The 21,423-nt window shown below is 63.2% G+C and carries 24 protein-coding genes and 1 pseudogene; 14 read left to right on the top strand and 11 right to left on the bottom strand.

Translation table 11 applies throughout. From position 1 onward, the window contains the following. Nucleotides 1–60 precede the first annotated feature (60 nt). From FJ946_RS29480 to FJ946_RS29470, 3 genes are all read left to right on the top strand, one after another. Nucleotides 61–1,413 (top strand): sugar ABC transporter permease, encoded by a 1,353-nt coding sequence (locus FJ946_RS29480; protein WP_140517888.1) that lies wholly within the window; start codon nucleotides 61–63, stop codon nucleotides 1,411–1,413. Nucleotides 1,414–1,428: 15 nt separating this feature from the next. Beyond that, nucleotides 1,429–2,229 carry an ATP-binding cassette domain-containing protein gene (locus FJ946_RS29475; RefSeq protein ID WP_140500582.1) on the top strand — a complete coding sequence of 267 codons (801 nt, stop codon included), beginning with the start codon at nucleotides 1,429–1,431 and terminating at the stop codon, nucleotides 2,227–2,229. A 136-nt stretch (nucleotides 2,230–2,365) separates the two neighbouring features. Next, the gene (locus tag FJ946_RS29470) at nucleotides 2,366–3,988 is read left to right on the top strand and encodes a CHASE domain-containing protein (protein ID WP_140517889.1); all 1,623 of its coding nucleotides are present in this window, start codon (nucleotides 2,366–2,368) and stop codon (nucleotides 3,986–3,988) included. 202 nt (nucleotides 3,989–4,190) lie between these two features. On the opposite strand, the gene FJ946_RS29465 is transcribed toward FJ946_RS29470, so the two are convergent. The 5 genes from FJ946_RS29465 to FJ946_RS29450 all read right to left on the bottom strand — a co-directional run bounded on the left by FJ946_RS29465 (nucleotide 4,191) and on the right by FJ946_RS29450 (nucleotide 7,273). Continuing rightward, entirely contained in the window at nucleotides 4,191–4,436 is a 246-nt protein-coding gene (locus FJ946_RS29465; RefSeq protein WP_140500585.1) for a YMGG-like glycine zipper-containing protein, read from the bottom strand. Nucleotides 4,437–4,618: 182 nt separating this feature from the next. Beyond that, nucleotides 4,619–4,789, bottom strand: coding sequence for a hypothetical protein (locus tag FJ946_RS30915; RefSeq protein WP_181167726.1), 171 nt, complete (start codon nucleotides 4,787–4,789; stop codon nucleotides 4,619–4,621). 129 nt (nucleotides 4,790–4,918) lie between these two features. Continuing rightward, entirely contained in the window at nucleotides 4,919–5,953 is a 1,035-nt protein-coding gene (locus FJ946_RS29460) for a PAS domain-containing sensor histidine kinase (RefSeq protein WP_140517890.1), read from the bottom strand. A 177-nt stretch (nucleotides 5,954–6,130) separates the two neighbouring features. Beyond that, on the bottom strand, nucleotides 6,131–6,295 hold the full coding sequence (locus tag FJ946_RS29455; RefSeq protein ID WP_006203859.1) for a DUF1328 domain-containing protein: 165 nt from the start codon (nucleotides 6,293–6,295) through the stop codon (nucleotides 6,131–6,133). Between the two features lie 183 nt (nucleotides 6,296–6,478). After that, nucleotides 6,479–7,273 (bottom strand): response regulator, encoded by a 795-nt coding sequence (locus tag FJ946_RS29450; protein ID WP_140500589.1) that lies wholly within the window; start codon nucleotides 7,271–7,273, stop codon nucleotides 6,479–6,481. A 219-nt stretch (nucleotides 7,274–7,492) separates the two neighbouring features. Between FJ946_RS29450 and FJ946_RS29445 the strand changes: the two genes are divergently transcribed. Together FJ946_RS29445 and FJ946_RS29440 are read left to right on the top strand one after the other, a co-directional pair. Continuing rightward, nucleotides 7,493–7,696 carry a NepR family anti-sigma factor gene (locus FJ946_RS29445; protein WP_181165418.1) on the top strand — a complete coding sequence of 68 codons (204 nt, stop codon included), beginning with the start codon at nucleotides 7,493–7,495 and terminating at the stop codon, nucleotides 7,694–7,696. Between the two features lie 3 nt (nucleotides 7,697–7,699). After that, complete coding sequence (locus FJ946_RS29440) at nucleotides 7,700–8,251, top strand: RNA polymerase sigma factor (RefSeq protein ID WP_140500591.1); 552 nt, start codon at nucleotides 7,700–7,702, stop codon at nucleotides 8,249–8,251. A gap of 72 nt (nucleotides 8,252–8,323) precedes the next feature. On the opposite strand, the gene FJ946_RS29435 is transcribed toward FJ946_RS29440, so the two are convergent. Then, on the bottom strand, nucleotides 8,324–8,773 hold the full coding sequence (locus FJ946_RS29435) for a response regulator (protein WP_140500637.1): 450 nt from the start codon (nucleotides 8,771–8,773) through the stop codon (nucleotides 8,324–8,326). A 44-nt stretch (nucleotides 8,774–8,817) separates the two neighbouring features. On the opposite strand from FJ946_RS29435, the pseudogene FJ946_RS29430 reads away from it, so the two are divergent. The 3 genes and pseudogenes from FJ946_RS29430 to FJ946_RS29420 all read left to right on the top strand — a co-directional run bounded on the left by FJ946_RS29430 (nucleotide 8,818) and on the right by FJ946_RS29420 (nucleotide 10,573). Next, a pseudogene (locus FJ946_RS29430) lies at nucleotides 8,818–9,578 on the top strand (Crp/Fnr family transcriptional regulator). A 193-nt stretch (nucleotides 9,579–9,771) separates the two neighbouring features. Continuing rightward, on the top strand, nucleotides 9,772–10,098 hold the full coding sequence (locus FJ946_RS29425; protein WP_140517891.1) for a DUF883 family protein: 327 nt from the start codon (nucleotides 9,772–9,774) through the stop codon (nucleotides 10,096–10,098). Between the two features lie 10 nt (nucleotides 10,099–10,108). Next, entirely contained in the window at nucleotides 10,109–10,573 is a 465-nt protein-coding gene (locus FJ946_RS29420) for a hypothetical protein (RefSeq protein WP_140500594.1), read from the top strand. Between the two features lie 43 nt (nucleotides 10,574–10,616). On the opposite strand, the gene FJ946_RS29415 is transcribed toward FJ946_RS29420, so the two are convergent. Further along, nucleotides 10,617–12,149 carry an HWE histidine kinase domain-containing protein gene (locus FJ946_RS29415; protein WP_246671781.1) on the bottom strand — a complete coding sequence of 511 codons (1,533 nt, stop codon included), beginning with the start codon at nucleotides 12,147–12,149 and terminating at the stop codon, nucleotides 10,617–10,619. Between the two features lie 158 nt (nucleotides 12,150–12,307). On the opposite strand from FJ946_RS29415, the gene FJ946_RS30910 reads away from it, so the two are divergent. After that, nucleotides 12,308–12,481 carry a hypothetical protein gene (locus FJ946_RS30910; protein ID WP_181165417.1) on the top strand — a complete coding sequence of 58 codons (174 nt, stop codon included), beginning with the start codon at nucleotides 12,308–12,310 and terminating at the stop codon, nucleotides 12,479–12,481. 29 nt (nucleotides 12,482–12,510) lie between these two features. On the opposite strand, the gene FJ946_RS29410 is transcribed toward FJ946_RS30910, so the two are convergent. Further along, complete coding sequence (locus tag FJ946_RS29410; RefSeq protein WP_140500595.1) at nucleotides 12,511–13,431, bottom strand: diacylglycerol kinase family protein; 921 nt, start codon at nucleotides 13,429–13,431, stop codon at nucleotides 12,511–12,513. Nucleotides 13,432–13,707: 276 nt separating this feature from the next. Here FJ946_RS29410 and FJ946_RS29405 point away from each other — a divergent pair, with 276 nt between their 5' ends. Continuing rightward, nucleotides 13,708–15,018 carry a PRC-barrel domain-containing protein gene (locus tag FJ946_RS29405; RefSeq protein ID WP_140517892.1) on the top strand — a complete coding sequence of 437 codons (1,311 nt, stop codon included), beginning with the start codon at nucleotides 13,708–13,710 and terminating at the stop codon, nucleotides 15,016–15,018. A gap of 30 nt (nucleotides 15,019–15,048) precedes the next feature. Here FJ946_RS29405 and FJ946_RS29400 read toward each other — a convergent pair whose 3' ends face one another. Continuing rightward, nucleotides 15,049–16,614, bottom strand: coding sequence for an alkaline phosphatase family protein (locus tag FJ946_RS29400; RefSeq protein ID WP_140517893.1), 1,566 nt, complete (start codon nucleotides 16,612–16,614; stop codon nucleotides 15,049–15,051). A gap of 221 nt (nucleotides 16,615–16,835) precedes the next feature. Here FJ946_RS29400 and FJ946_RS29395 point away from each other — a divergent pair, with 221 nt between their 5' ends. The 4 genes from FJ946_RS29395 to FJ946_RS29380 all read left to right on the top strand — a co-directional run bounded on the left by FJ946_RS29395 (nucleotide 16,836) and on the right by FJ946_RS29380 (nucleotide 19,913). Further along, nucleotides 16,836–17,768: a VOC family protein gene (locus tag FJ946_RS29395; protein ID WP_140567470.1), complete on the top strand. Its 933-nt coding sequence runs from the start codon at nucleotides 16,836–16,838 to the stop codon at nucleotides 17,766–17,768. Between the two features lie 11 nt (nucleotides 17,769–17,779). Then, nucleotides 17,780–18,409, top strand: a complete 630-nt coding sequence (locus tag FJ946_RS29390) for an alpha/beta hydrolase (protein ID WP_140567472.1) — start codon at nucleotides 17,780–17,782, stop codon at nucleotides 18,407–18,409. Continuing rightward, nucleotides 18,402–18,701 (top strand): GNAT family N-acetyltransferase, encoded by a 300-nt coding sequence (locus FJ946_RS29385; RefSeq protein ID WP_140567475.1) that lies wholly within the window; start codon nucleotides 18,402–18,404, stop codon nucleotides 18,699–18,701. Before FJ946_RS29390 ends, FJ946_RS29385 begins: the two co-directional genes overlap by 8 nt. A 153-nt stretch (nucleotides 18,702–18,854) precedes the next feature. Beyond that, on the top strand, nucleotides 18,855–19,913 hold the full coding sequence (locus FJ946_RS29380) for a dipeptidase (protein ID WP_140567477.1): 1,059 nt from the start codon (nucleotides 18,855–18,857) through the stop codon (nucleotides 19,911–19,913). A 5-nt stretch (nucleotides 19,914–19,918) separates the two neighbouring features. Here FJ946_RS29380 and FJ946_RS29375 read toward each other — a convergent pair whose 3' ends face one another. After that, complete coding sequence (locus tag FJ946_RS29375) at nucleotides 19,919–20,173, bottom strand: hypothetical protein (RefSeq protein WP_140517897.1); 255 nt, start codon at nucleotides 20,171–20,173, stop codon at nucleotides 19,919–19,921. A 2-nt stretch (nucleotides 20,174–20,175) separates the two neighbouring features. Continuing rightward, nucleotides 20,176–21,399 carry an aminomethyltransferase family protein gene (locus FJ946_RS29370; protein WP_140567480.1) on the bottom strand — a complete coding sequence of 408 codons (1,224 nt, stop codon included), beginning with the start codon at nucleotides 21,397–21,399 and terminating at the stop codon, nucleotides 20,176–20,178. Nucleotides 21,400–21,423: the final 24 nt, after the last annotated feature.

Below are 21,423 nucleotides of genomic sequence, written 5' to 3'. Positions count from 1 at the left end.
TAACTTCTAGGCTGGCTTCCGGCATCCCGCATCGGACGGGCAGGCCGGTGGGAGAAAATCATGACCGATACGACGTCCAACCCGCAGGCCGACACCGCGCGTGCGTCGGAACTCGGCGCCGTCGCCCGGTTCCTTAAGGCGACCGAGATCGACACGCGCATGCTCGGCATGATCGGCGCGCTGCTGCTGATCTGGATCGGGTTGCATGTCTTGTCCAGCCTGCGTCTCGGCGTCAATCCGCTCGATTTCGACAGCCGTACCTTTCTCACGCCGCGCAATCTGTGGAACCTGTCGGTGCAGACCTCGGCCGTCGCCATCATGGCCTGCGGCATGGTGCTGGTCATCGTCATGCGCAATATCGATCTGTCCGTCGGTTCCGCCGAAGGGTTGATCGGCATGGTCATGGGCTTCGCCCAGGTGCATTTCCTAGTGCGGATGGTCGGTCTCGAGCTCGGCAATCCATGGATCTGGGTGCTCGCGCTGGTCATCGGCCTGGTGCTCGGCCTTTTGATCGGCGCCTTCCAGGGCTTCGTCATCGCCTATCTCGAAGTGCCGGCCTTCATCGTGACGCTGGGCGGGCTTCTGGTCTGGCGCGGTGCGGCATGGTGGGTTACCAGCGGCCAGACGGTGGCGCCGCTCAACGCGACGTTCCAGCTGATGGGCGGCGGCCCGGCCGGATCGATCGGCGCGACCTGGAGCTGGGTGGTCGGTATCGCCGCCTGCCTTGCGGTGGTGCTTGCGCTGTTCAACGGGCGGGTACAGCGCAAGCGCTTCCGTTTCCCGCTGCGTCCGATCTGGGCCGAGACGCTGATCGGCGTGCTGACCTGCGCCGTCATCATGGGCGCGGTTTGGCTGGCCAATTCCTATCCGTGGCCAGTCGGCATCGTGAACAGATATGCAGCCGCCAACAACATAACCGTGCCCGAGGGCGGCCTGTTCATCGCCCACGGCATCGCCATACCGGTGCTGATGGCCATCGCCGTCGGGCTGGTCATGACCTTCATCACCAAACGCACCCGTTTCGGCCGCTATGTCTTTGCCATCGGCGGCAATCCGGAAGCAGCCAACCTCGCCGGCATCAACACGCGCTGGATCACGATGAAAGTGTTCATGATCATGGGCGTGCTGGCCACGATCGCTGCCGCGATCTCGTCAGCCCGGCAGAACTCGGCCACCAACGTGCTCGGAACGCTCGATGAATTGCTGGTGATCGCGGCGGCCGTCATCGGCGGCACATCGCTCGCCGGCGGTTCGGGAACTATCATCGGCGCCATGCTGGGCGCGCTTTTGATGCAGTCGCTGCAATCCGGCATGGTGCTGCTTGGCGTCGACTCGCCGCTGCAGAGCATCGTCGTCGGCGCCGTGCTGGTCATCGCGGTGTGGCTCGACACCGTCTATCGCAAACGCGTTTGAGGGAGGAGGACAATCATGGCTGACAGGATCGCTCCCGCCGGCAACCCGCTGGTCGACATGCGCAACATCTCAATCGCGTTCGGCGGCATTCGCGCCGTCGACGATGCCTCGATCGATCTTTTCCCCGGCGAGGTCGTGGCCCTGCTCGGCCATAACGGCGCCGGCAAGTCGACACTGATCAAGATCCTGTCGGGCGCCTACAAGCGTGACGCGGGCCAAATCTTCGTCAACGGCGAAGAGGCTTCGATCTCCAACCCGCGCGATGCCAAGAAATACGGCATCGAGACGATCTACCAGACCCTGGCGCTCGCCGACAATGTCGACGCCGCCGCCAACCTGTTCCTCGGCCGCGAGCTGAGGACCGCCTGGGGCACGCTCGATGATGTCGCCATGGAGGCCGAGGCGCGCAAGGTGATGGGCAGGCTCAATCCCCGCTTCCAGCGCTTCAAGGAGCCGGTGATCAAGCTGTCGGGCGGACAGCGGCAGTCGGTGGCGATCGCACGCGCGATCCTGTTCAACGCCCGCATCCTGATCATGGACGAGCCGACGGCAGCACTTGGACCGCAGGAAACGGCCCAGGTCGGGGAACTGGTCAGGCAGCTCAAGTCCGACGGCATCGGCATCTTCCTGATCAGCCATGACATTCACGACGTATTCGAACTGGCCGACCGGGTGTGCGTCATGAAAAACGGCCAGGTCGTCGGCACTGCCCGCACCACCGATGTGACCCAGGACGAGGTGCTGGGCATGATCATCCTGGGCAAATGTCCGCCTGGCGCCATTCCCGGACCAGGCGCGTTGAAGATCGCCGCCTGAAGCCTGCTGGCCTGAGCCCGTTACCGATCTGCCGATCAGGTGATATGCCAGCCGGCGGGATGGCTTGGCCTTGCCATTGTGTTGACCGGGCGACTTGCCCATAAAGGGCTCACATGCTGATAGGCCGCATTGTCCGTTGAAGAAGCTTTTTCCAATCGTCGCTTTCGTTGCCGTTGCGCTGATCAGCATGACAATGGCGGGGTTCGCCTATTTCGCGACGCAAGAGGCGGCTCGCATCAAGTTCGACGCGACCGCGGACGATGCGCTCAACCGTATCGAGAGCCGGATCGACCTGCAGCTGTCGCTGCTGCGCTCGTCGCAAGCCTTGTTCGACGCCCGCAATGGCGACATCTCGCAGAGCGAGTTCAAAGCGTTCTTCAATGCCCTCAATGTCGATACCAATTTCGCCGGCCTGCGCGGCATCGGCTTTCTCCGGCTGGTGAAAGCAGGCGACGAGGCAACGGTCGAACGCGACATGCTGCATGACCAGGGCGTCAGGCGTGCGATCTATCCGGATACGACGCAGCCATGGCGCACGCCCGTTGTGCTGTTCGAGCCGCTCGATCCGTCCAACAAGGCCAGCATCGGCTATGACATGTTCACCGAGCCCGTGCGGCGCGCGGCAATCGAGAAGGCAATGGCAGATGACCAGCAGCACGCGAGCGGGCTGGTGCAACTCGGCCAGGACACGGGTGCAGCACAGACCTTCACCGGCTTTCTCGTCTTCGTGCGGCTCAACGTCGAGACCGCACCTGATGCCATAAACGCATCGCGATCCTCGACGGTAGGCTTTCTCTACGCGGCCTTCCGGGCCAGGGAGTTGTTCCAGATCGCGCTCAGCCGCGCGCCGCTGCTGCCGGTCAACACCGAAATCTACGATGGCGGCGTCGATCCGGATCATTTGCTGTTCCGGTCGGAGACGCCGCCCGTGTCGGGCTTTGGCGACAGGCTGCTGGTCACCCGCAAGATCAGCGTGGCGGGCCGTCCGTGGACCGTGCAGTTCAGGCCGACAAGCGCCTTCTCGCAGCCATCGTCGCGGGCCATCCCAGTCATGCTCGGCCTGTTCGGGTTGCTGCTGGCCGGCGCCATCGCGCTTGTCGCGCGCTATCAGGAGCGAGCCTACGAGGCAGCATCGCTGCTGCATGAGACGACGGAAAAGAGCCTGCTCGAAAAGGATTTGATGCTGCAGGAGATGAAGCATCGCATCAAGAATTCGATCACGCGAGTGCTGGCGATCGCGCGCCAGACCGCGTCACGTGCCAGCGACGTCAATGAGTTCTCGGCATCTTTCTCGGCCCGGCTACAGGCAATGGCCGCGTCCCAGGACATGCTGACGCGCTCGCGCTGGCAGAAGGCGGATCTCGGCGATCTCCTGCGCATCGAGCTTGGCCAAGTGTTCGGAAAGGAGCTGCCGGAAGAGCTTTTGTCCGGGCCGGAGGTGCTGCTTGACGAAACCACGACGCAGGCACTGGGCCTCACCTTCCACGAACTGGCAACGAATGCGCTGAAATATGGCGAGGCCGGCAATACGGTCGGCGCCCTCAGGATCGAATGGTCGGTCGAAGGGCGCGGGCGTGACCGGGTCTTGGCTCTGAGCTGGCAGGAAACCGGGCAGAAGAAGGTCGACGCCCCGGCCACGACCGGCTTCGGCACCAAATTGATCGACCTCAATGTCACGCGTGAGCTGCGTGGCACGATCCACCGCGATTATCGCGATGACGGATTGAATGTGGAAATCAGGATTCCGCTGCCGGCGTGAATGCCATCGGGCCTTGGCGGAATCGCTCCAGGCTTCCCGCGGCGGCCAATAAATTGCCGCACCGCTGCCGGGTTCGCGAATGAGCCCGACAGCGGCGATTCAAGTTGCTCGGAGCGGTTCAGCGTCTGATAGATCGCCGATCCGCTCCTTGCTCGCAATTCCGGCGGGAAAACCGCTCCGCGCTTTTCCCGCCGGAATTACCTTAGTTGCAGCGAGCCGTGTAGATGCGACCCCGATGATCGCGATACTGGCAGTATCCATTGCGCAGGTTGCGGACCAGCAGGCCGGAGCCGGCACCGACGGCCGCGCCGATCAGCGCGCCCTTGCCGCCGCCGACCAAGCCGCCCACGCCGGCGCCGATCAAGCCGCCGCCGACGACATCCTGCTCGGTCGAGGTACAGCCGCTGACGGCGACCACGGCAGCCATGGCAATAAGAATTTTCCGCATAGGGTCACTCCTCACTTCGTGTCCTCACTTTAATAAGCTCCAGCCGTCACTTAGCATGAAAAAACGACCTTTGCTGCTCCAATTTATTGTTGGTGAAGAGAGTCTTTTTCTGGGCGCAGCTTTCCGATGCCTCGGCCGCCGAAAAACCCGAGCGATGTGCGCGCGCGAACGTGGGGGCGGGATCAGGCCAGCTGGGACAGGGCGATCAGGACAATTGCCGCGGCCAACGCCGGAGCGACGATGGGCAGGATGCCATGAGCAACCGGCGATGCCGTGGATGTCTCGGGATCCTGGAATTCGCCCATCGAAATGCGAGCGGCCTGCCCGAGTCTGTTGATATCGGCGACCGTCAACGCGCTCCTCCCCACTATGCTGCGGCAAAGCCCTCGAAAGCATGCTCGTCGGCTCGGCAGTTCCATCGGTATCTGGCAAAAACAGCATCTGCTTCTATGGTGAACAGCCGGTTAAAAAATGGCGGTCGCCTACTCCGTCTCGAAATTGCCGTGCGGAACAACGAGATGGTATTCGAGGCGACCATCCGCGATCTCGAGGCGCGCCGTTCCGTTCAGGGAAGAGGGCACTACGCGTTCCAGTGCGACGCTGCCGAAGCGCTTTTTGCCCTCTTGGTTGCTGTCGGTTCCTATGGTTTCGGCCCAGGTCAGCGACAGGGCAATGCCGCCATCGGCGGCGGTGTCGAGGACGGCGGTCACTTCGACGAAGCCCTCCGGCCGCGACAGGGCGCCATAGCTGACCGAGTTGACGGCCAGTTCATGCATCGCAAGGCCGATATGCAGCGCGGCGTTGGGGTTGAGGTAAGGATTTGCGCCGCGGAAGCGAAGGCTGTGCGACGCGTCCGTCCCGTAGCGGCCGACCTGACCGGCGAGGAGTTCGCGAAGGGCAGCACCGCGCCAGTTGGAGGAGGTTACCAAATCCTGGGAGGAGGCCAGCGACTGGAGCCGGCCGCGAAAGCGGGTCAGGAAATCGCCGATGCTGTCGGAATAGCGTCCCGTCTGGGTGGCGATGCTCTGGATGATTGCCAGCAAATTCTTCGAGCGGTGCGTGACTTCGCGCAACAGCGTCGTCAGCGTCTGTTCGCGGCGTCGCTGCTCGGTCGTCTCGACCATGGTGGTGACGACACCTTGCACGTCGCCGGCCTCGCCATGGTCGGCGTCGATCCAGACCTGAAACCAGCGCATGCCGTCCTCCATCGGGACGCCGATCTCGAGGCGCTGCGGATCGCCGCTTGCGACGACGTTGCGCTTGGCAGCGCCAATGCGGTCGGCCTGTGCCGGCGGCAGGATGCCGTCGCCCTCGCTGCTGTCGGCGGCCCAGGGCGCACGCATGTTCCGCGCCCAGACCGTTTTCATGTCGCGGTCCTGGTAGAGGACGGAAATGCCGGCATTGTGCAGTGCGTGGAGAAGCGCCCGGCCAAGTTGCATGCCGCTTTCGGCGGGATGCAGGGCGATGACCTCGTCCCCCCGCTCGTGCTTCTTGGTATCTCGAGCCCTGGAACGCATCCGACCTGTTCACCCAACTCAGGCTGAACGGCTCACCGTCCAATGGGTTCCAAGGCAGGTTTTACGGGAACCAGACGCCCAAAAGCGGTCCGCCGGGCGGCGTCCTTGTGGGACACCACCCGGCGGTGGCTGGAAACCGTTTGAGGGGTGCGGCTTCCAGTGTTCGCCTGATAACTCTCAGGCCCGTCTGAACAGGCCGGCGAGAAGCGAAATGATGAGGAAAGCGAGAAAGATGAAGAACAATATCTGCGCTATCCCGGCAGATGTACCGGCAATGCCGCCGAAACCAAGCGCGCCGGCGATGATTGCCACGACAAGAAATACGAGCGCCCAGTAAAGCATGGTTCCATCTCCTTCCAACTATGTGAGAAAAACGTGGGTGGATGCGGTTTGTTCCACTTTTCGCCGAAAAAGACGATCCCCCCGCGCACCATCGTGGCGCGGAAAAGCAAGGCGCGGCCAGCGGAACCTTCCGGCTGGTCGCGCCCTGCTTTTGCGCGCGTTTGCGACTTCAGTTGCGCATGGCTATGCGGCTGCTTTCGCCTGCCGGTCGAAGAACAGAGCCTGGCTGATCAACGCCTTGACCATGTCCGGGTTGAACGGCTTCGTCACCAGGAAAGCCGGTTCGGGGCGCTCGCCGGTCAGGAGACGCTCGGGAAAGGCGGTGATGAAGATCACCGGCACGGAAGTCGACGACAGAATCTCGTTCACCGCCTCGATGCCCGAGCTGCCGTCGGCGAGTTGGATGTCCGCGAGCACCATCTTCGGCCGCGTCTTGCCGAACATCGTCACCGCTTCGGCATGGGTGCGGGCGGTGCCGACGACCCGATGGCCCAGGCTCTCGACCATCTCCTCTATGTCCATGGCGATCAGCGGTTCGTCCTCGATGATCAACACGTCGGTCGCCACCTGACGGGAAATCTCGTTGCTCGCCTGGGCAAGCAGTTCTGAGAATTCCTGTTCGCCGACGCCAAGAATTTCGGCCGCCTCATCCTCGCTGAAACCCTCAACGGCCACCAGAAGGAAGGCCTGGCGGGGAAGCGGCGCGATCGCATTGAGATTGGCCGCAGCGCGCTGTTCCCATGCCGATTGCGCCTGTTCTTGTGGAACGCGGATGGCGACGGACGTGAACAGTTTGGCGAAGACCTTGTACAGCGCGATTCGGTCGCTGGATGCCTCGGGAAAAATGTCGACATCGGCGATGATGGCCTCAAGCATCGCGGCAACCAGCGCGTCGCCGCTCTCCTGCGATCCCGATACGGCACGCGAGAAGCGGCGCAGGAACGGCAGGTGCGGAGCGATGGTGGCGGATAAACTCATGACGGACGTCTCCCTCAGATGACGTGATTGACTAAAAATGCAGGTCAAGCCCCATTGCAAGCCCCAACGACACAAACGCGGGCTTTCGCAAAAAGTTCCGGCCCCGGGAACTAATACGCCTGAACGGCGTTTGAATTGGGGATGGGCAACCAGACGAGGATGCCGCTTGTGTTGTGTTGAGTTATGTTGAGCGGCTATGGGGCTGGATTAAAGGGCGAAATGAAGGAAATGACGAAAGATGTCTTGACTGGCGCCTCAATCAGGCGCCGGAACGGCGTGGGCGACCCGCTCGGGCCGAATTCCGAAATCGGACGCAAACTCAAGCAGTATTACGACGAGCTGGTCTCCGACGATGTGCCGGATCGTTTCGCGCAGTTGCTCAGCCAACTGGAGCGGGCCGAGCCCGCACAGAAAAAGGACTGAGGCATGGCAACGGTCTCACAAGGCTTCAAGACCGATCTGCTTGGGGCAATACCGAGCTTGCGTGCCTTCGCAGTGTCACTGACGCAGAATGCCGACAAGGCCGACGACCTCGTGCAGGAAACGCTGGTCAAGGCCTGGGACAAGCATGAGAGCTTTCAGCCCGGTACCAACCTGAAGGCATGGCTCTTCACCATCCTGCGCAACGAGTTCTATTCGCAGATGCGCAAACGCGGCCGCGAGGTGCAGGACAGCGACGGCATCATGACAGCCAGGCTTGCGGTGCATCCCGCCCAGCACGGCCAGCTCGACCTCAAGGATTTCCGCGGTGCGCTCGAGCAGCTGCCCGAAGACCAGCGCGAGGCCATCATCCTCATCGGCGCCTCGGGCTTCTCTTACGAGGAGGCGGCCGAGATTTGCGGTTGCGCGGTCGGGACGATCAAGAGCCGCGTCAGCCGAGCCCGCACGCGCCTGCAGGAGATACTGAAAATCTCCGGCGAAGACGAGTACGGTCCCGATGCGATCTCAGCACAGGTCACGGGCACGGCGGCGCACTAAAAAAGCGTCGCATCGAAACGGCTGACAGAATCGCCATCGCATCCGCTCTGACTCTTACGCGATGCGACGTCGTCAGGCGGGCGGGACTCGTCCGCAGGCCCGGGCCACCGCTTCCACAAGATCTTCGCCCGAATAAGGTTTGCTGACCAGCCTTATCCCTGGAAAGGCAACCTTGATCTCGTCCGCATCCGAATAACCGGAGGCAAAGACGAAGGGCACGCCCGTTTCACGCAGGCGCGATGCAAAGTCGAAAGTCGGAGTGCCCCCCAGCATGAGGTCGACGATCGCCGCATCGAATTGGGTGGCAACCTGTCGGCCATCGATCTCGGCCAGGTCACGGACAAGCACCACGTCGTCGGCGCCGTGATCACGGCAAAGCTGCTCGACATCCATGGCGATGAGAAATTCATCTTCCAGGACAAGAATGCGCAATCCGTCAAGCAAAGGCGACACAGGCAATGGCTCCTTGAAACGCAGCGAGTCATGATCGCTATTTGACGCGCTGTCATTTAAAAAAGACATGCTAACGCAGCGGCTGAGCCCGCGGCTCTCGAGGAGCGGTCGAAATGTCAATCCAGAACGGCCTTGCTTCCTCCAGCCGCCGGTACGATTGCGAGAATTGCCCACTGCGGCCGCTGCCGGTTTCCGCAAATTCGAGAGATCGGAACTGGCCTTCATCGACAAATTGAAGAAAGGCGAGCTCGCGGTCGACAAGGGCGCAACGGTGCTGGTGGAAGGACGCCGCAGCGCCCATCTCTACACGGTGCTGTCGGGCTGGGCTTTCCGCTACAAGCTGTTGTCGGATGGCCGCCGTCAAATCCTCAACTACGCCATCCCTGGAGATCTCATCGGGCTGCAAGGCAGCGTGATGGGCGAAATGCAGCATTCCGTCGAAGCCTTGTCGCCGATGCTGCTTTGCGTGTTCGAGCGGGAGTCCCTGCATGAGCTTTTCCGCAACCATCCGGGCCTGGCCTATGACATCACCTGGATCGCGTCGCGCGAGGAGCGGATGCTGGATGAGAACCTGCTCAGCGTCGGCCGCCGCAGCGCGATCGAGCGCACCGCCTATCTCATCGCCTTCATCGGCAGCCGGGCCAAGGCCGTTGGCCTCAATGGCGGGCGGCTCACCCGGATCGCGTTCACGCAGCAGCACATCGCCGATACGCTCGGGCTGTCGTTGGTCCATACCAACAAGACGATTCGCAAACTGATGGATCGCAAGCTGATCGCTTGGCGCGATGGCGGCTGCGAGATCATCGATCATGAAGGGTTGAAGCAGCTTGCCGTCTGGGAGGGGCTGGGCAAGGAACGACGGCCACTGATCTGACCGGATGCAGGAGGCCCCGTTTTGAGCTAGGGTCCAGATCGATGGAACCGGGACGGCCTCTATCCATTGGATTGAGCGTGATCTTTTGGCAAACCGACACCCGCTTTGCGGGATCATGCCCGTTTATCCGAGGGGCTCGGAACCTTGAGACATGCAGCGCGTTGAAATCAAAGCAATCACAGGGAGTTAAGCGATGGCAGCTGCCGCAGGAAAGAACGCAAGCGAAGCGCGGGCGAACTCGGACCTCGAAGCCGATATCAGGCAGTTGAAGGCCGATATCGACAAGCTGACGAAGCAGCTGGCAAAGACAGGTGAGCATGGATACGGCACCGCCCGCCGTGCCGCCGCCGAAGGTGTCGAGCATCTGCGCGCCCAAGGCGAGGCAGCCTTTGACAGCCTGCGCAGCAACACCAGGGATATAGAGGCGCAGATAGCGGCAAGCGTGCGCGAGAAGCCGGTGACTTCATTGGCGATCGCCGCCGGCGTTGGCTTCCTGTTCGCGCTCCTGGCGCGCCGCTAGTCCCGCTCAAATGGGATTGCTGGCTTCCCTTGTCTCGGGCCTGGCTTCGGGCGAAACCGTTGCAGCCATGCGCCGCGCGCGCACGGCTGCAATTGTCTATGCGCTTGCCGCGCTCGCGGCGCTGTGCGGTCTCGGCTTCCTGATCGGGGCCGGCTATATATGGGCTGCGGACCGCTATGGGCCGCTCGCGGCGGCGTTGGGCTTCGGCGTCGGCTTTCTGATCGTCGCGGGCCTGATCTTGCTGATCTATCGCTTCTCGGCCGGCTCGCGCGCACGGCGCCGGGCAGAACGGCGCAAGGCGGACATGACCGCAATCGGGGTCACCGCCGCACTGGCCGCTCTGCCGGCGCTGCTCAAGGGAAAGGGCGGCCTCGGGGCCATTCTCGGTCCCGCCGTGGCGTTGGCGGCTTATGCCATCTACCGCGAGAACGTGAAACCAGGTCCCGGCGGGCCGGCTGGCGGCGATCCTGATTGAGGCTGACCGGATGAAGGCTGCGTCCGGATTAAAGCTGGGCCGGTCACTTGGAGAGATCCTCCAGCGGCATGGATATTTCGGCAAAGACGCCTTCCGGCCGGAACTCGTGCGCCACTTCGCTGGAGATGACCTTGGCCAGGCTGCGGCGGATCAGGATCGAGCCGAAACCGTGCCGCTCGGGCGGGGCAACCGCAGGACCGCCGCTTTCGCGCCAAGTCAGGACAAGGCGCCGGTCGCTTTTTCTGCCTTGTGTCTTCCAGCTCAGATCGACCTTGCCGGATGTCGCCGACAGCGACCCATATTGTAGGGCGTTGCTGGCCAGTTCGTGCAAGATCAGGCCCAGCCCCACTGCCTGGTCCGGCGACAGCAACAGATCGGGACCGGTGATCGTCATGCGCAGTTGCTCGGCGGTGTCGAAGGGCCTCACCTCGATCTGGACGAGTTCATGGATGCCGATGCCGCGCCATTCCCGGTCGGACAGCAGATTATGGGCGATGCCGAGTGCCTGGAGCCGGGCGCCGAAGGCTTCCAGGAAAGCGCTCGGCTGCCGGGCATGGCGCACGGTCTGCGTCGCCAGCGCCTGAACGGTCGCCAGCGTGTTCTTGACGCGATGATTGAGTTCGCGAAGCAGCAGCCTTTGCCTTTCCTCCCCAAGCTTGCGTTCGGATATGTCGTAATTGACCCCGAAGATCAGCGTCGGCTTGCCGTCGCCATCGCGCTCGATGACGCGGCCGCGCGTCGCCAGCCAGCGGGGTGGATGGAAGCCTTTCACTCGGTACTCGCCGAAATAGTCGTCGCCGCCGGCCAAGGCGTCGCGGAAGCGGGTTTCGGTTTGATAGACGTCGCGTGGATCTATTGCCATCAGGATGTCGCGCGCCCGCAACCGGTTCGATCGCGGCAGATTGAACAATTCCGGCAGCAAACCATCGCATTCGATCATGTCGGTGCGGATGTCCCAGGCCCAGCTGGCAAGCGATGCCGCGTCGAGCGCTATGGCGCGCCGTTTTTCTTCGCGAACCAGCGCTGCCTCGGCGATGGCGCCGCTGCGCGTCGCATCCTTCAGCGTGAACAGGCTGGCGGCTAGGCCGGCCAGCGCCTTCAACTGGTCGAGCCTGACGCGCGATGGAAAGGGACGGGGCTTGCGGTCGAAAACGCAGAGCGTTCCGATCCTGGCGCCGGCGACGGTCACCGGCGCGCCCGCAAAGAAGCGGATGTGATGCTTGCCCGTGACCAGTGAGTTGGCTTTAAAACGCGGATCCAAGGTCGCGTCGGGTACCACCATCAGTTCGCCGCCCGCGGCAATCGCATGGGCGGAGAAGGAGATGTCGGTTGCGGTCTCGATCTCGTCCAGGCCGACACGCGACTTGAACCATTGCTGCTCGACGTCGACGAGTGTAACCAGCGCGATCGGTGCGCGCATGGCGGCCGCGGCAAGGCGGCTGACGCCGTCGAAGTCGGCGTCAGCCATCGTATCCAGCGCCTGCAAGCCGTGCAGCACGGCCAGCCGGCCGGCGTCGTTGACGACGTGCATTACTTCGGCCGGAAGGCCCGGCGCCAATTTCGCCGCCTTGTTCACCAGCGCCCCCAACGCTTCCTCGCGAGCCCTCCGACTTCGCCTTCCCGACTTGCCGGCGAAGGGCTTGGCCAAACGCGGAACCTTCGTAGCAAGGAACCGTTACCCGAAGATGTTTTGCCAGAGACGCTCAACGCGTCCACATCGCATCGAGGCCGGCTATGCCCAAGACCATTCCTGAAAACAAAGCGCGTCAGGGACACTGGGGCTGGCACGGCTTGCGGATCCTGATTGCGGGACTTCTCCTGGCCTTTGTCGTTTGGGGCATCGTCGAGATTTACGGCGAGTACACGAAATCCCCGACCACCGAACAAGGCAGCGCTCCGAGCGGCTAGACTTCTGTTCCTCGTCGGCTGCCCCTGCATCAGGCCGCCTTTGCCCGCATGGCGTGCCGCGGCACCAGCACGTTCAAGGCGCCCGGGTGGATTTCGATGGTAATTTCGTCCTCGAGCTTGATAAGTTCACCGTCGAGGACGGCGCGGTATTTCCTGGCCGCCGACCGGATCTTCAGCACAGCCCGCTCTGTCTGATGGATTTCGACATGTTCATTGTCACGCCATTTGCCACGCGCGACGTTGAAAAAGAACTTGACCAGTTCGGCGCGCTGCCGCGCGACGGTGACATAAATGCCGAGCACGCCGCCCGCCGGATTGTCGGCAAAGGGCAGGTGACCCTCTCCAAACAGGTTGTTGGTGACGCCGACGCCGGTGGTTCGCGCCGTGATCTCGGCCTCGCCAATGGTCAGGGTGACCGTCATCGCCGGCGGATTCTTGATCGTCTGCCAAGCCGCTTTCGCGGATGCCCGCATCTTGCCCAGCCGGGAGCCGAACTCCATGTTCTGGCGTAGCTGCACCATCTTGGCGTGCATGCCGATCGAGAACTGATGCACGAAAGGCCGGCCATTGGCGGTGGCGATGTCCACCGCCATCACCTCGCCATCGGCGAAGGATCGCAAAGCCGCATCGAGCGTCTGCGGGATGCCGAGCCCGCGCGCGAAGAGGTTCATGGTGCCTGCGGGCAATATGGCCAGCGCCTTTTTCTTGCCCATCAGCCGCGCCGCCGCCGCCGATATCGTGCCATCGCCGCCGCCGGCGAGAACCACGTCGATGCCGCGACGCGAAGCCGCGTTGTCCAATGCCGGCACGATGTCCTTGCCGGCAACCACGTCGATATCGATGGAATGGCCTGCTGCCTCCAGCAGGTCGCGCATGCGATCGCGAAAGCCATCCAGGTCGAGGGTGCGCAAGGTGCCACCGTCCCGGTTCAGCACCGCCGCAAACCGCATGTCCCCTCCGTGTTCTCAAAAAAACTCCGAGCCGGAGAAGCTCCAGCCGTCGGCTGAACGGCGCAAGTGGCAAAAAGGTTCCGGATGATGCGGCGAATTTCCCTTTGCAGGACGCAAGTTGCGAGCCGCGTGTGCGGAGAATATGCGTCCTGGCTTTTGTCGGAACAATGGGCGCAGTCACGACGTTGTGATCAGGCGAATGCCGCGTTCGCCCGTCGCCGGTGACGGCGGAGGCCGGTGCGGCATGCATGAAATCAGGCACGAGGAGACACCATCATGATCCGCAATCTTTTAGCCACGACTGCTCTTGCCATGTTCGTGGCGACGGGCGCGCATGCGCAGACAACTCCGACACCGGCTGCGCCTGGCGCGGAGCAACCCGCCGCTCCTGTGGTGCACGCCGAGGGCAGCATCGCCACCAACATCATCGGTGAATCGGTTTATAACGGCACCGGCGACAATGCCGAGAATATCGGCAAAGTAACCGACATCGTCTTCGACAAGGACGGTCAGGCCAAATCCATAGTCATCGGCGTCGGGGGCTTTCTGGGCGTCGGGACGAAGAATGTCGCGTTCGATTACGACAAGCTGCAGTGGGCCGAGAAAAACGGCGACCGCTGGCTGGTCGCCCAGACGACCAAGGACCAGTTGACGGCGCAGCCGGAGTTCGACACCAAGCCCTATGCTCCGGCACCGGCCGCATCGACAGCGGCACAGGCGCCGTCAACATCCGCGCCGAGCGATACCGCCCAGGCGCCAGTCGACATGAACGCGGCTCCGGCGGAACCGGTGAAGCGCGCCGACGGCAATCTCGCCACCAATATCATCGGTGAGAGCGTCTATAACGGGACCGGCGACGATGCGCAGAACATCGGCAACGTCAACGACATCGTCCTGACCAAGGAAGGCAAGGCGCAATCACTGGTCATCGGCGTCGGCGGCTTCCTCGGCATCGGCGAGAAGAACGTCACGTATGATTTCGGCAAGGCCCAGTGGGCCGAGAAAAACGGCGACCGCTGGCTGGTGGCCCAAACCACCAAGGAAGAGCTGCAGGCATTGCCGGACTTCAACCGCAAGGCTTATGATCCGGCTCCGGTCACGACGGCATCGAACGCACCTGCTGCGTCCACCCCGGCCGTCGCGCCGACAACCAATACGGCTCCGATGGACAAGACGGCGCAGGCCCCGTCCGCCTCCACGCCTGATGCGACCGCTCCCGACCAGACGAAGACCGCAGCGATCGACAAATCCAAACTGACCGAAATGCCTGTCGGCGAGGTCAGGGGCGACGATCTCAAGGGTACCACAGTTTATGGCGCCAACGACGTCAAGGTCGGCGAGATCGGCGATGTCGTGCTGACGCCCGACAACAAGACCGACGCGGTCATCGTGGATGTCGGCGGTTTCCTCGGCGTCGGCGAGAAGGAAGTCGCCGTCGGCATGGACAACCTGAAATTCATGACCGACAAGGACGGTAACAAATATCTCTACACGACCTTCACCAAGGAGCAGCTCGAGGCCCAGGCCGCCTATGACAAAGGCAGCTATGCGCAGAACCGCGAGCAGCAGCGGATGATCGTGAGATAGCAACAACGGCAGTAGGGCAATAGGGATTCCCTATTCCCCTACTGCCCTACTTGCATAGCCCACAATGCCATCCCTGGTCAGCTCCGCCAGCGTCAGCGACTGGTCGAGATGTTCGGCCCGCCAGGCAAGCAGCCGTTCGGCGAACTCGAGCCTGATCGGGAGATAGGCGGGATCGGCGGCCAGATTGGCGAGCTCGGCGGGATCCTTCTCCAGGTCGAACAGCAATGGCGGCAGGCCGCCGCCGAAATGCACATATTTGAATTTTTCCGTGCGGATCACGGCGAGATTGCACTGGCGCGAGGCAAGGCCGAAATGCCGTTCGGCTTCGCCTTCCGCGATCGAACGAAAATCGAATTCCCAATGCGCGGCGTCGCGCCAGTCCGACGGCTCCTCGCCGGCGATGAACGGCCGCAGCGAGTGACCGTCGAGGTGCGGCGCCGGTTCGCCGCCCAGCAGGTCGAGCAAGGTCGGCAATATGTCCACCGCCTCGGTAAAGCGGTCGACGGCCACGCCTGCGGTGTGGCCGTGACGTGGGTCGCGGATGACCAGGGGGATATGATAGCTGGCGTCGAAGAAGCCGCCTTTGCCCAGCATGAAATGGTCGCCCATCATCTCGGCATGGTCGGAGGTAAGCACAATGACCGTGTCGTCCCACGCGCCCGCCGTCTTGACCGCCTGCCAGATACGGCCGAGCTGCGCATCGACTTCCGAGATCATGCCGTAATAGATCGCGCGGATGCGGCGGAAATCATCCTCGCTCCAGTCATGTACGCTGCCGGCGGCGCCAGGTCGAAACTTGTGCTTTTTCTGCCTGCCGAAATCGTAGGCGAGATAGGGATGGCTGTCCGCCTCTTTCTGCCAGCCTGCCGCGCGGCGAAAGCCGGGGCCGTCGGCGGGGTCGTACATCGCGTCGTATGGTGCAGGCGCGATGAAGGGCGGATGTGGGCTGATGAAAGAGAGATGCGCGAACCAGGGCGCGGCATGATCCTGTTCGCCCAGCCATCGGATGAATTCGCCGGCAAGAAAAGCCGTCGGCGTCTGCTCCTTCGAATAGACGGGCGGCGCAGTCGTCACGGAGCCGGCGTCGCCTGCCCCGTTCGCCGGTCGATGGATCGCGGGGGAGCCGGCGTCGGTATCGATGCCCTGCATTCCCAGCCATGACAGCCACTGCTTCTGATGCTCTGGCAGCAATTGGCGCACCGTGAAACCAGGAAGCACGCCTTCATAGCTTCGCAGCCGCGGATCAGCCGGAGCGAGCCGGCGCGGATCCAGCGATACGTCGGTGTAGCCGAACAGCGTCGGATCGTAGCCCAGCGCGCGCGCCGAAAGCGCTATATTGCCGTGACGGGCATCGAGCGGCGTGCCGTTGCGGCAAACCCGGTTATTCATCTGGTAGAGGCCGGTATAGAGGCAGGCACGGGCCGGCGAGCAGGGTGCCGCGCCGCCATAGTGCCGCTTGAACAATACGCCTTCCGCTGCCAATGCGTCGGCATTCGGCGTCTTCACCAGGGGATGGCCGGCCGCCGAAAGGCAATCGCCGCGCCATTGGTCGCAGGTGATCAGGAGAACGTTCGGACGCCTGCCTTTTCCGGTCACTGGCGATAATCCTTGGCTAATGTGCGAGCGTCGCTCATGGAACCGAAATCCCGCCCCGGCGCAAGCCCGGGCTGCTGGTGGTTCGGTGAACAAACTGCTTTCGATTGTTCACTTCCAGAGTACAGTCCATCCCGTCTTTGTCGCCTTTGACGGGAACAGGCCGATGCTCATATTGGCGAGGACAGCGGCAGGGGCCGCAATAGAACAAGGGAGCAGCACTCATGCTCGACCAGATCAAGGGTTTGCATCACGTCACCTCGATGGCCAGCGATGCCCGCCAGAACAATGAGTTCTTCACTGGGAAGCTCGGCCTGCGCCGGGTCAAGAAAACGGTCAATTTCGACGCGCCCGACGTCTACCACCTCTACTATGCCGACGAGCTCGGCACGCCGGGTTCGGTGATGACCTATTTTCCGTTTCCCAATATCGGCAAGGGCCGTCACGGCGTCGGCGAAGTCGGCACCACCGCCTATTCGGTGCCGGAAGGCACGCTCGCCTATTGGGAAAGGCGCTTCGCCGAGGAAGGTATCGCCGGCCTGTCGCGCGAAGAGACCTTTGGCGAGAAGCGTCTGGCCTTCGCCGGACCGGACGGCGACGGTTTCGCGCTCGTCGAGGACAGGGCCGACACGCGCGCGCCATGGGCGAAGGGCGGCATCCCCGCCGACGAGGCGATCCGCGGCTTTCACTCCGTGTCGCTGCGCCTGAAGGATGGCGGCGCCACCGAGGAACTCTTGAAGTTCATGGGCTATGAGGAGGTCGACAAATCCGGCAATGTCCGGCGGCTGGCGATCAGGAACGGCAATGGCGCCGACGTCGTCGACATCGAATCGCTACCCGGTGCCGCCTTTGCCGATCTCGGCGCGGGCTCGGTCCATCACGTCGCTTTCGCCGTCGAGGATCGAGCCAGGCAGCTCGAAGTGCGCAAGGCGCTGATGGATACCGGCTACCAGGTGACGCCAGTGATCGACCGCGATTACTTCTGGGCGATCTATTTCCGCACGCCGGGCGGCGTTCTGTTCGAAGTCGCCACCAACGAGCCGGGCTTCGACCGCGACGAGGACACCGCCCATCTCGGTGAAACCTTGAAGCTGCCGGCGCAGCATCAGCACCTGCGGCCCTATCTCGAAAAGCATCTGCAGAAGTTGGAAGACTGAGGGGCGGGGTCATGAGCACAGACAGCTACATCCACAAGGTACTGCCCGGTTCGCCGGGCGGTCCGCTGCTCTTCGTCTTCCATGGCACCGGGGGCGACGAGGGCCAGCTCGTCTCGCTGGGGCGCGATCTCGCGCCCCGGGCAACCATCATCTCGCCACGCGGCGATGTGTCTGAACAAGGCGCTGCGCGCTTTTTTCGTCGCACCGGCGAGGGCGTCTATGACATGCAGGACCTGGCGCGCGCGACTCGGAAGATGGCGGGCTTCGTCAAGGCGCAGATAGCAGCGGCGAAGCCGTCGGCGATACACGCTCTCGGCTACTCCAACGGCGCCAACATCCTGGCGTCGCTGCTGTTCGAAGCCCCTGACCTGTTCGACGCGGCGGTGCTGATGCACCCGCTGATCCCGTTCGAACCGGAGGTGAACGGCAGTCTTGCCGGGCGCCGCATTCTGGTGACGGCCGGCAGGCGGGATCCGATCTGTCCGCCGAACCTGACTTCGCGGCTCGAAGCCTATTTGCGCGCCGATGGCGCCGATGTCACAGTGGAGTGGCATGAAGGCGGGCACGAAGTGCGGCCGAACGAAATCGAGGCGGCGCGGCGGCTCTTTGCCGGCGTGGCCCAAGGAGTAAGCGATGCCTGACCAACTGCCGGAGATCGAACTCGAAGATCGTGGCTCTAAGGGCCGCTACGTGCTGCGCGGTCCGGGCGGGGCCGAGGCGGAGATGACCTTCACCAAGATCGGCGAGCACCAGATCATCATCGACCACACCGAAGTGCCCGACGCGTTTCGCGGCCAGGGTGCCGGGCTTCGGCTCGTCACCCGCGCCGTCGAGGACGCGCGCGCGGCGGGCAAGAAGATCATCCCGCTCTGTCCCTTCGCCAACGCCCAGTTCCGCCGTCATCCGGAGTGGGCCGACGTGCTGAAGGGGTAGGATCAGCCGGCGCTTTACCAGTCGGGACCCACGGGAGTAAAACAGTGTGATAGGCCAGCACGGCTTTGGCATTTGCACGCTCGGCCCATCTTGCCTAAGTAGATATGATATATCGCGGGCGGCGTGCGACACATCGAACCGAATGATCCCTTCATGACCGAAACCGATCTCGTTCCCGTCTTCGACGGCCATAACGACACGCTGCTCAGACTCTATCAGTCGAAAGACCCGGACGTCGAAAAGCTGTTCATGGAAGGGAAATCGGGCGGCCATATCGACCTGCCGCGCGCACGGGCCGGCGGGTTCGCCGGCGGCATGTTCGCGATCTTCCCGCCGCCTGTCGAGAGAGGCCGGCGCGGCGCTGTCCCGTCGACGCCCAGCGATGCCGAGCCTTTGCCGCCCGAACTCCCGCACAGCGATGCGCTGGCCTCGACGATCGCGATGGCCTCGATCCTGTTCAGGCTGGAACGGGCCGGAGCGCTGAGCGTCTGCCGCAATGCCGCAGATGTGCGCGGCGCCATGGTGCGCGACTCGATCGCTGCGGTATTCCATATCGAAGGGGTCGAGGCGATCGATCCCGAACTCACCATGCTCGACGTGCTGCATGCCGCCGGCTTGCGCTCGCTCGGCATCGTCTGGAGCCGCCCGAACGCTTTCGGCCATGGCGTGCCGTTCCGCTTTCCGTCCTCGCCCGATACCGGTCCCGGCTTGACCGATGCCGGCAAGGCGCTGGTCAAGGCCTGCAACCAACTCAGGATCATGATCGACCTGTCGCATCTCAACGAGAAGGGGTTTCGTGACGTCGCCGCGCTCAGCGATGCGCCGCTGGTCGCGACCCATTCCAACGTGCATGCGATCTGCGGCCACTCACGCAACCTCACCGACTGGCAGCTCGGTGCGATTCGCGAAACCGGCGGCATGGTCGGGCTGAACTTCGCCACCGGCTTCCTGCGCGAGGACGGAAAGATGAATGCCGATACCGGCCTCGACATCATGGTGCGCCACATCGATTCCCTGCTGCAGGCGCTGGGTGAGGATGGGGTTGGCCTCGGCTCCGATTTCGACGGAGCCATGATCCCGGCCGTCATTGGCGACGCCGCCGGCCTGCCGAAGCTCATCGATGCGCTCGCCGCACGCGGCTTCGGCCGCGCGCTGATCGAAAAGATCGCCTACCGAAACTGGCTGGCCATGCTGGAGAAAACCATAGGATAGGAAGTTCAGCCGAATCCCATGCGCTTCAGCCAGTCCTTGCCGACGCCGCGGTCGCGGATGATCGGCAGCGGGTTTTCCGAATCGAGCCGCGCGCAGATGCGGTAGACCTCAAGCGTCTCGGCGCTCATCTCGCCGCGCTTGTAGAAGAACATAGCGGCGGCATAGCGTGTGCGGCCCGACCATTTTTCGCCGAGTGGCGTGTTGACCAGTTCCCACTGTTCGGCCGCCTCTTCTTGCTGCTTGTCGGCTTCCTCGCCCATGGTCAGAAATCCGCCGGCGGATTGGCGGTGCGACGATCGAGCTTGATGAACGGCCGCGGCACCACCTTGGCCCGCTTCATCAGCTTTTGGTATTGCAGCTCGCGCATGGCGTAGATCTCGACCCAGAGGTCGTCGACGACAGTATCACCATGTGGTCGCGCCAGCGAAGCGATGGCGATGTTGCGCTTGGCCATCGGCGACCACATGGCGGCGCTGACCAGCCCGACCTCCTGGCTTTTTCTGTGATAGACGATGGCGTGTTCGGCCGGGATGTTGCCTTCGATCTCCAGCCCGACCAGCACATGCCGCAGCGTGCGCTTGGCGCGTCCCTCGAAGATGGCGCGACGGCCGTTGAAATGGGCCTTTTCCAGGTCGATCATGAAGCCGAGCCCGATCTCGTCGGGCATGCGCAAGCGGTCGGCACGGATGGCGTGTTCGGCTGTCGTGAAGTCGGCATTGGCGACGATCAGCCCGGCCTCGATCCGGGCGCGGTTGAGCGCGGTATAGCCGATGGCGCGGATGCCGCGCAGTTCGCCGGCCGCCATCAGCCGGTCCCACAGGCTCAGCGCCTTGTCGACCGGCATGAACAATTCATAGCCGAGGTCGCCGGTGAAGCCGGTGCGCGAGATGGTGACGGTTTCGCCATCATGCGGGAATTCGGCGAGGTCGAATGCCTTCAGCTTTTCGACATCGGCAAAACCGGCATCACGCAGCACGGCGAAAGAGGTCGGACCTTGCAGTGCCAGGCCCGCGACGGCTTCGGTCTCTTCCTCCACCGTCACATCGAACCCGATGGCGCTGTCGAGCAGCCAAGGCAAATGCCGCTCCTGCGAGCACAGCCGGAACCGCGTTGGCGAGAGCCGGAACAGCGTGCCGTCATCGAGGACGAAGCCCTCGTCGTCGCACCACGCGGTGTAATGGACGCGGCCCGGCTTCAGCCTGGTCACGTCGCGCAGCGTGACGCGGTCGAGGAAGGCCTCGGCGTCCGGTCCCTCGACGCGGTACTTGGTCATCGGCGAGATGTCGAAGAGCGCCGACTGGCTGCGAATGGCGAAATATTCGAGCTCCTCGTCCCACAGCGAATGGGGGGCGCGGTAGCCCGCCCAGTTGTACCAATCCTGGGTCTTGGCCAGAGCATCGATGCGCGGCTGGAACGGCGTGCCGAGACGCAACGTGCGGAAGTGGGATTGGGCGGCGATCCGGGCGGATGATGGTTGCTGATTCATGCTGGCGATCCTTCGCCGTAGAAC

It is taken from the genome of Mesorhizobium sp. B2-4-7, assembly GCF_006442685.1.
Lineage (GTDB): Bacteria > Pseudomonadota > Alphaproteobacteria > Rhizobiales > Rhizobiaceae > Mesorhizobium.
The sequence above is the reverse complement of the archived record's forward strand: the minus strand, read 5'-3'. Positions and strand labels throughout refer to the sequence as shown.

Excerpts from the sequence above, each read along its gene's own strand:
- FJ946_RS29480 (WP_140517888.1), top strand. The coding sequence starts at position 61 with ATGACCGATACGACGTCCAACCCGCAGGCCGACACCGCGCGTGCGTCG.
- FJ946_RS29475 (WP_140500582.1), top strand. The coding sequence starts at position 1,429 with ATGGCTGACAGGATCGCTCCCGCCGGCAACCCGCTGGTCGACATGCGC.
- FJ946_RS29465 (WP_140500585.1), bottom strand. The coding sequence starts at position 4,436 with ATGCGGAAAATTCTTATTGCCATGGCTGCCGTGGTCGCCGTCAGCGGC.
- FJ946_RS29460 (WP_140517890.1), bottom strand. The coding sequence starts at position 5,953 with ATGCGTTCCAGGGCTCGAGATACCAAGAAGCACGAGCGGGGGGACGAG.
- FJ946_RS29455 (WP_006203859.1), bottom strand. The coding sequence starts at position 6,295 with ATGCTTTACTGGGCGCTCGTATTTCTTGTCGTGGCAATCATCGCCGGC.
- FJ946_RS29450 (WP_140500589.1), bottom strand. The coding sequence starts at position 7,273 with ATGAGTTTATCCGCCACCATCGCTCCGCACCTGCCGTTCCTGCGCCGC.
- FJ946_RS29445 (WP_181165418.1), top strand. The coding sequence starts at position 7,493 with ATGAAGGAAATGACGAAAGATGTCTTGACTGGCGCCTCAATCAGGCGC.
- FJ946_RS29440 (WP_140500591.1), top strand. The coding sequence starts at position 7,700 with ATGGCAACGGTCTCACAAGGCTTCAAGACCGATCTGCTTGGGGCAATA.
- FJ946_RS29435 (WP_140500637.1), bottom strand. The coding sequence starts at position 8,773 with ATGTCTTTTTTAAATGACAGCGCGTCAAATAGCGATCATGACTCGCTG.
- FJ946_RS29425 (WP_140517891.1), top strand. The coding sequence starts at position 9,772 with ATGGCAGCTGCCGCAGGAAAGAACGCAAGCGAAGCGCGGGCGAACTCG.
- FJ946_RS29420 (WP_140500594.1), top strand. The coding sequence starts at position 10,109 with ATGGGATTGCTGGCTTCCCTTGTCTCGGGCCTGGCTTCGGGCGAAACC.
- FJ946_RS30910 (WP_181165417.1), top strand. The coding sequence starts at position 12,308 with ATGCCCAAGACCATTCCTGAAAACAAAGCGCGTCAGGGACACTGGGGC.
- FJ946_RS29410 (WP_140500595.1), bottom strand. The coding sequence starts at position 13,431 with ATGCGGTTTGCGGCGGTGCTGAACCGGGACGGTGGCACCTTGCGCACC.
- FJ946_RS29405 (WP_140517892.1), top strand. The coding sequence starts at position 13,708 with ATGATCCGCAATCTTTTAGCCACGACTGCTCTTGCCATGTTCGTGGCG.
- FJ946_RS29395 (WP_140567470.1), top strand. The coding sequence starts at position 16,836 with ATGCTCGACCAGATCAAGGGTTTGCATCACGTCACCTCGATGGCCAGC.
- FJ946_RS29390 (WP_140567472.1), top strand. The coding sequence starts at position 17,780 with ATGAGCACAGACAGCTACATCCACAAGGTACTGCCCGGTTCGCCGGGC.
- FJ946_RS29385 (WP_140567475.1), top strand. The coding sequence starts at position 18,402 with ATGCCTGACCAACTGCCGGAGATCGAACTCGAAGATCGTGGCTCTAAG.
- FJ946_RS29380 (WP_140567477.1), top strand. The coding sequence starts at position 18,855 with ATGACCGAAACCGATCTCGTTCCCGTCTTCGACGGCCATAACGACACG.
- FJ946_RS29375 (WP_140517897.1), bottom strand. The coding sequence starts at position 20,173 with ATGGGCGAGGAAGCCGACAAGCAGCAAGAAGAGGCGGCCGAACAGTGG.
- FJ946_RS29370 (WP_140567480.1), bottom strand. The coding sequence starts at position 21,399 with ATGAATCAGCAACCATCATCCGCCCGGATCGCCGCCCAATCCCACTTC.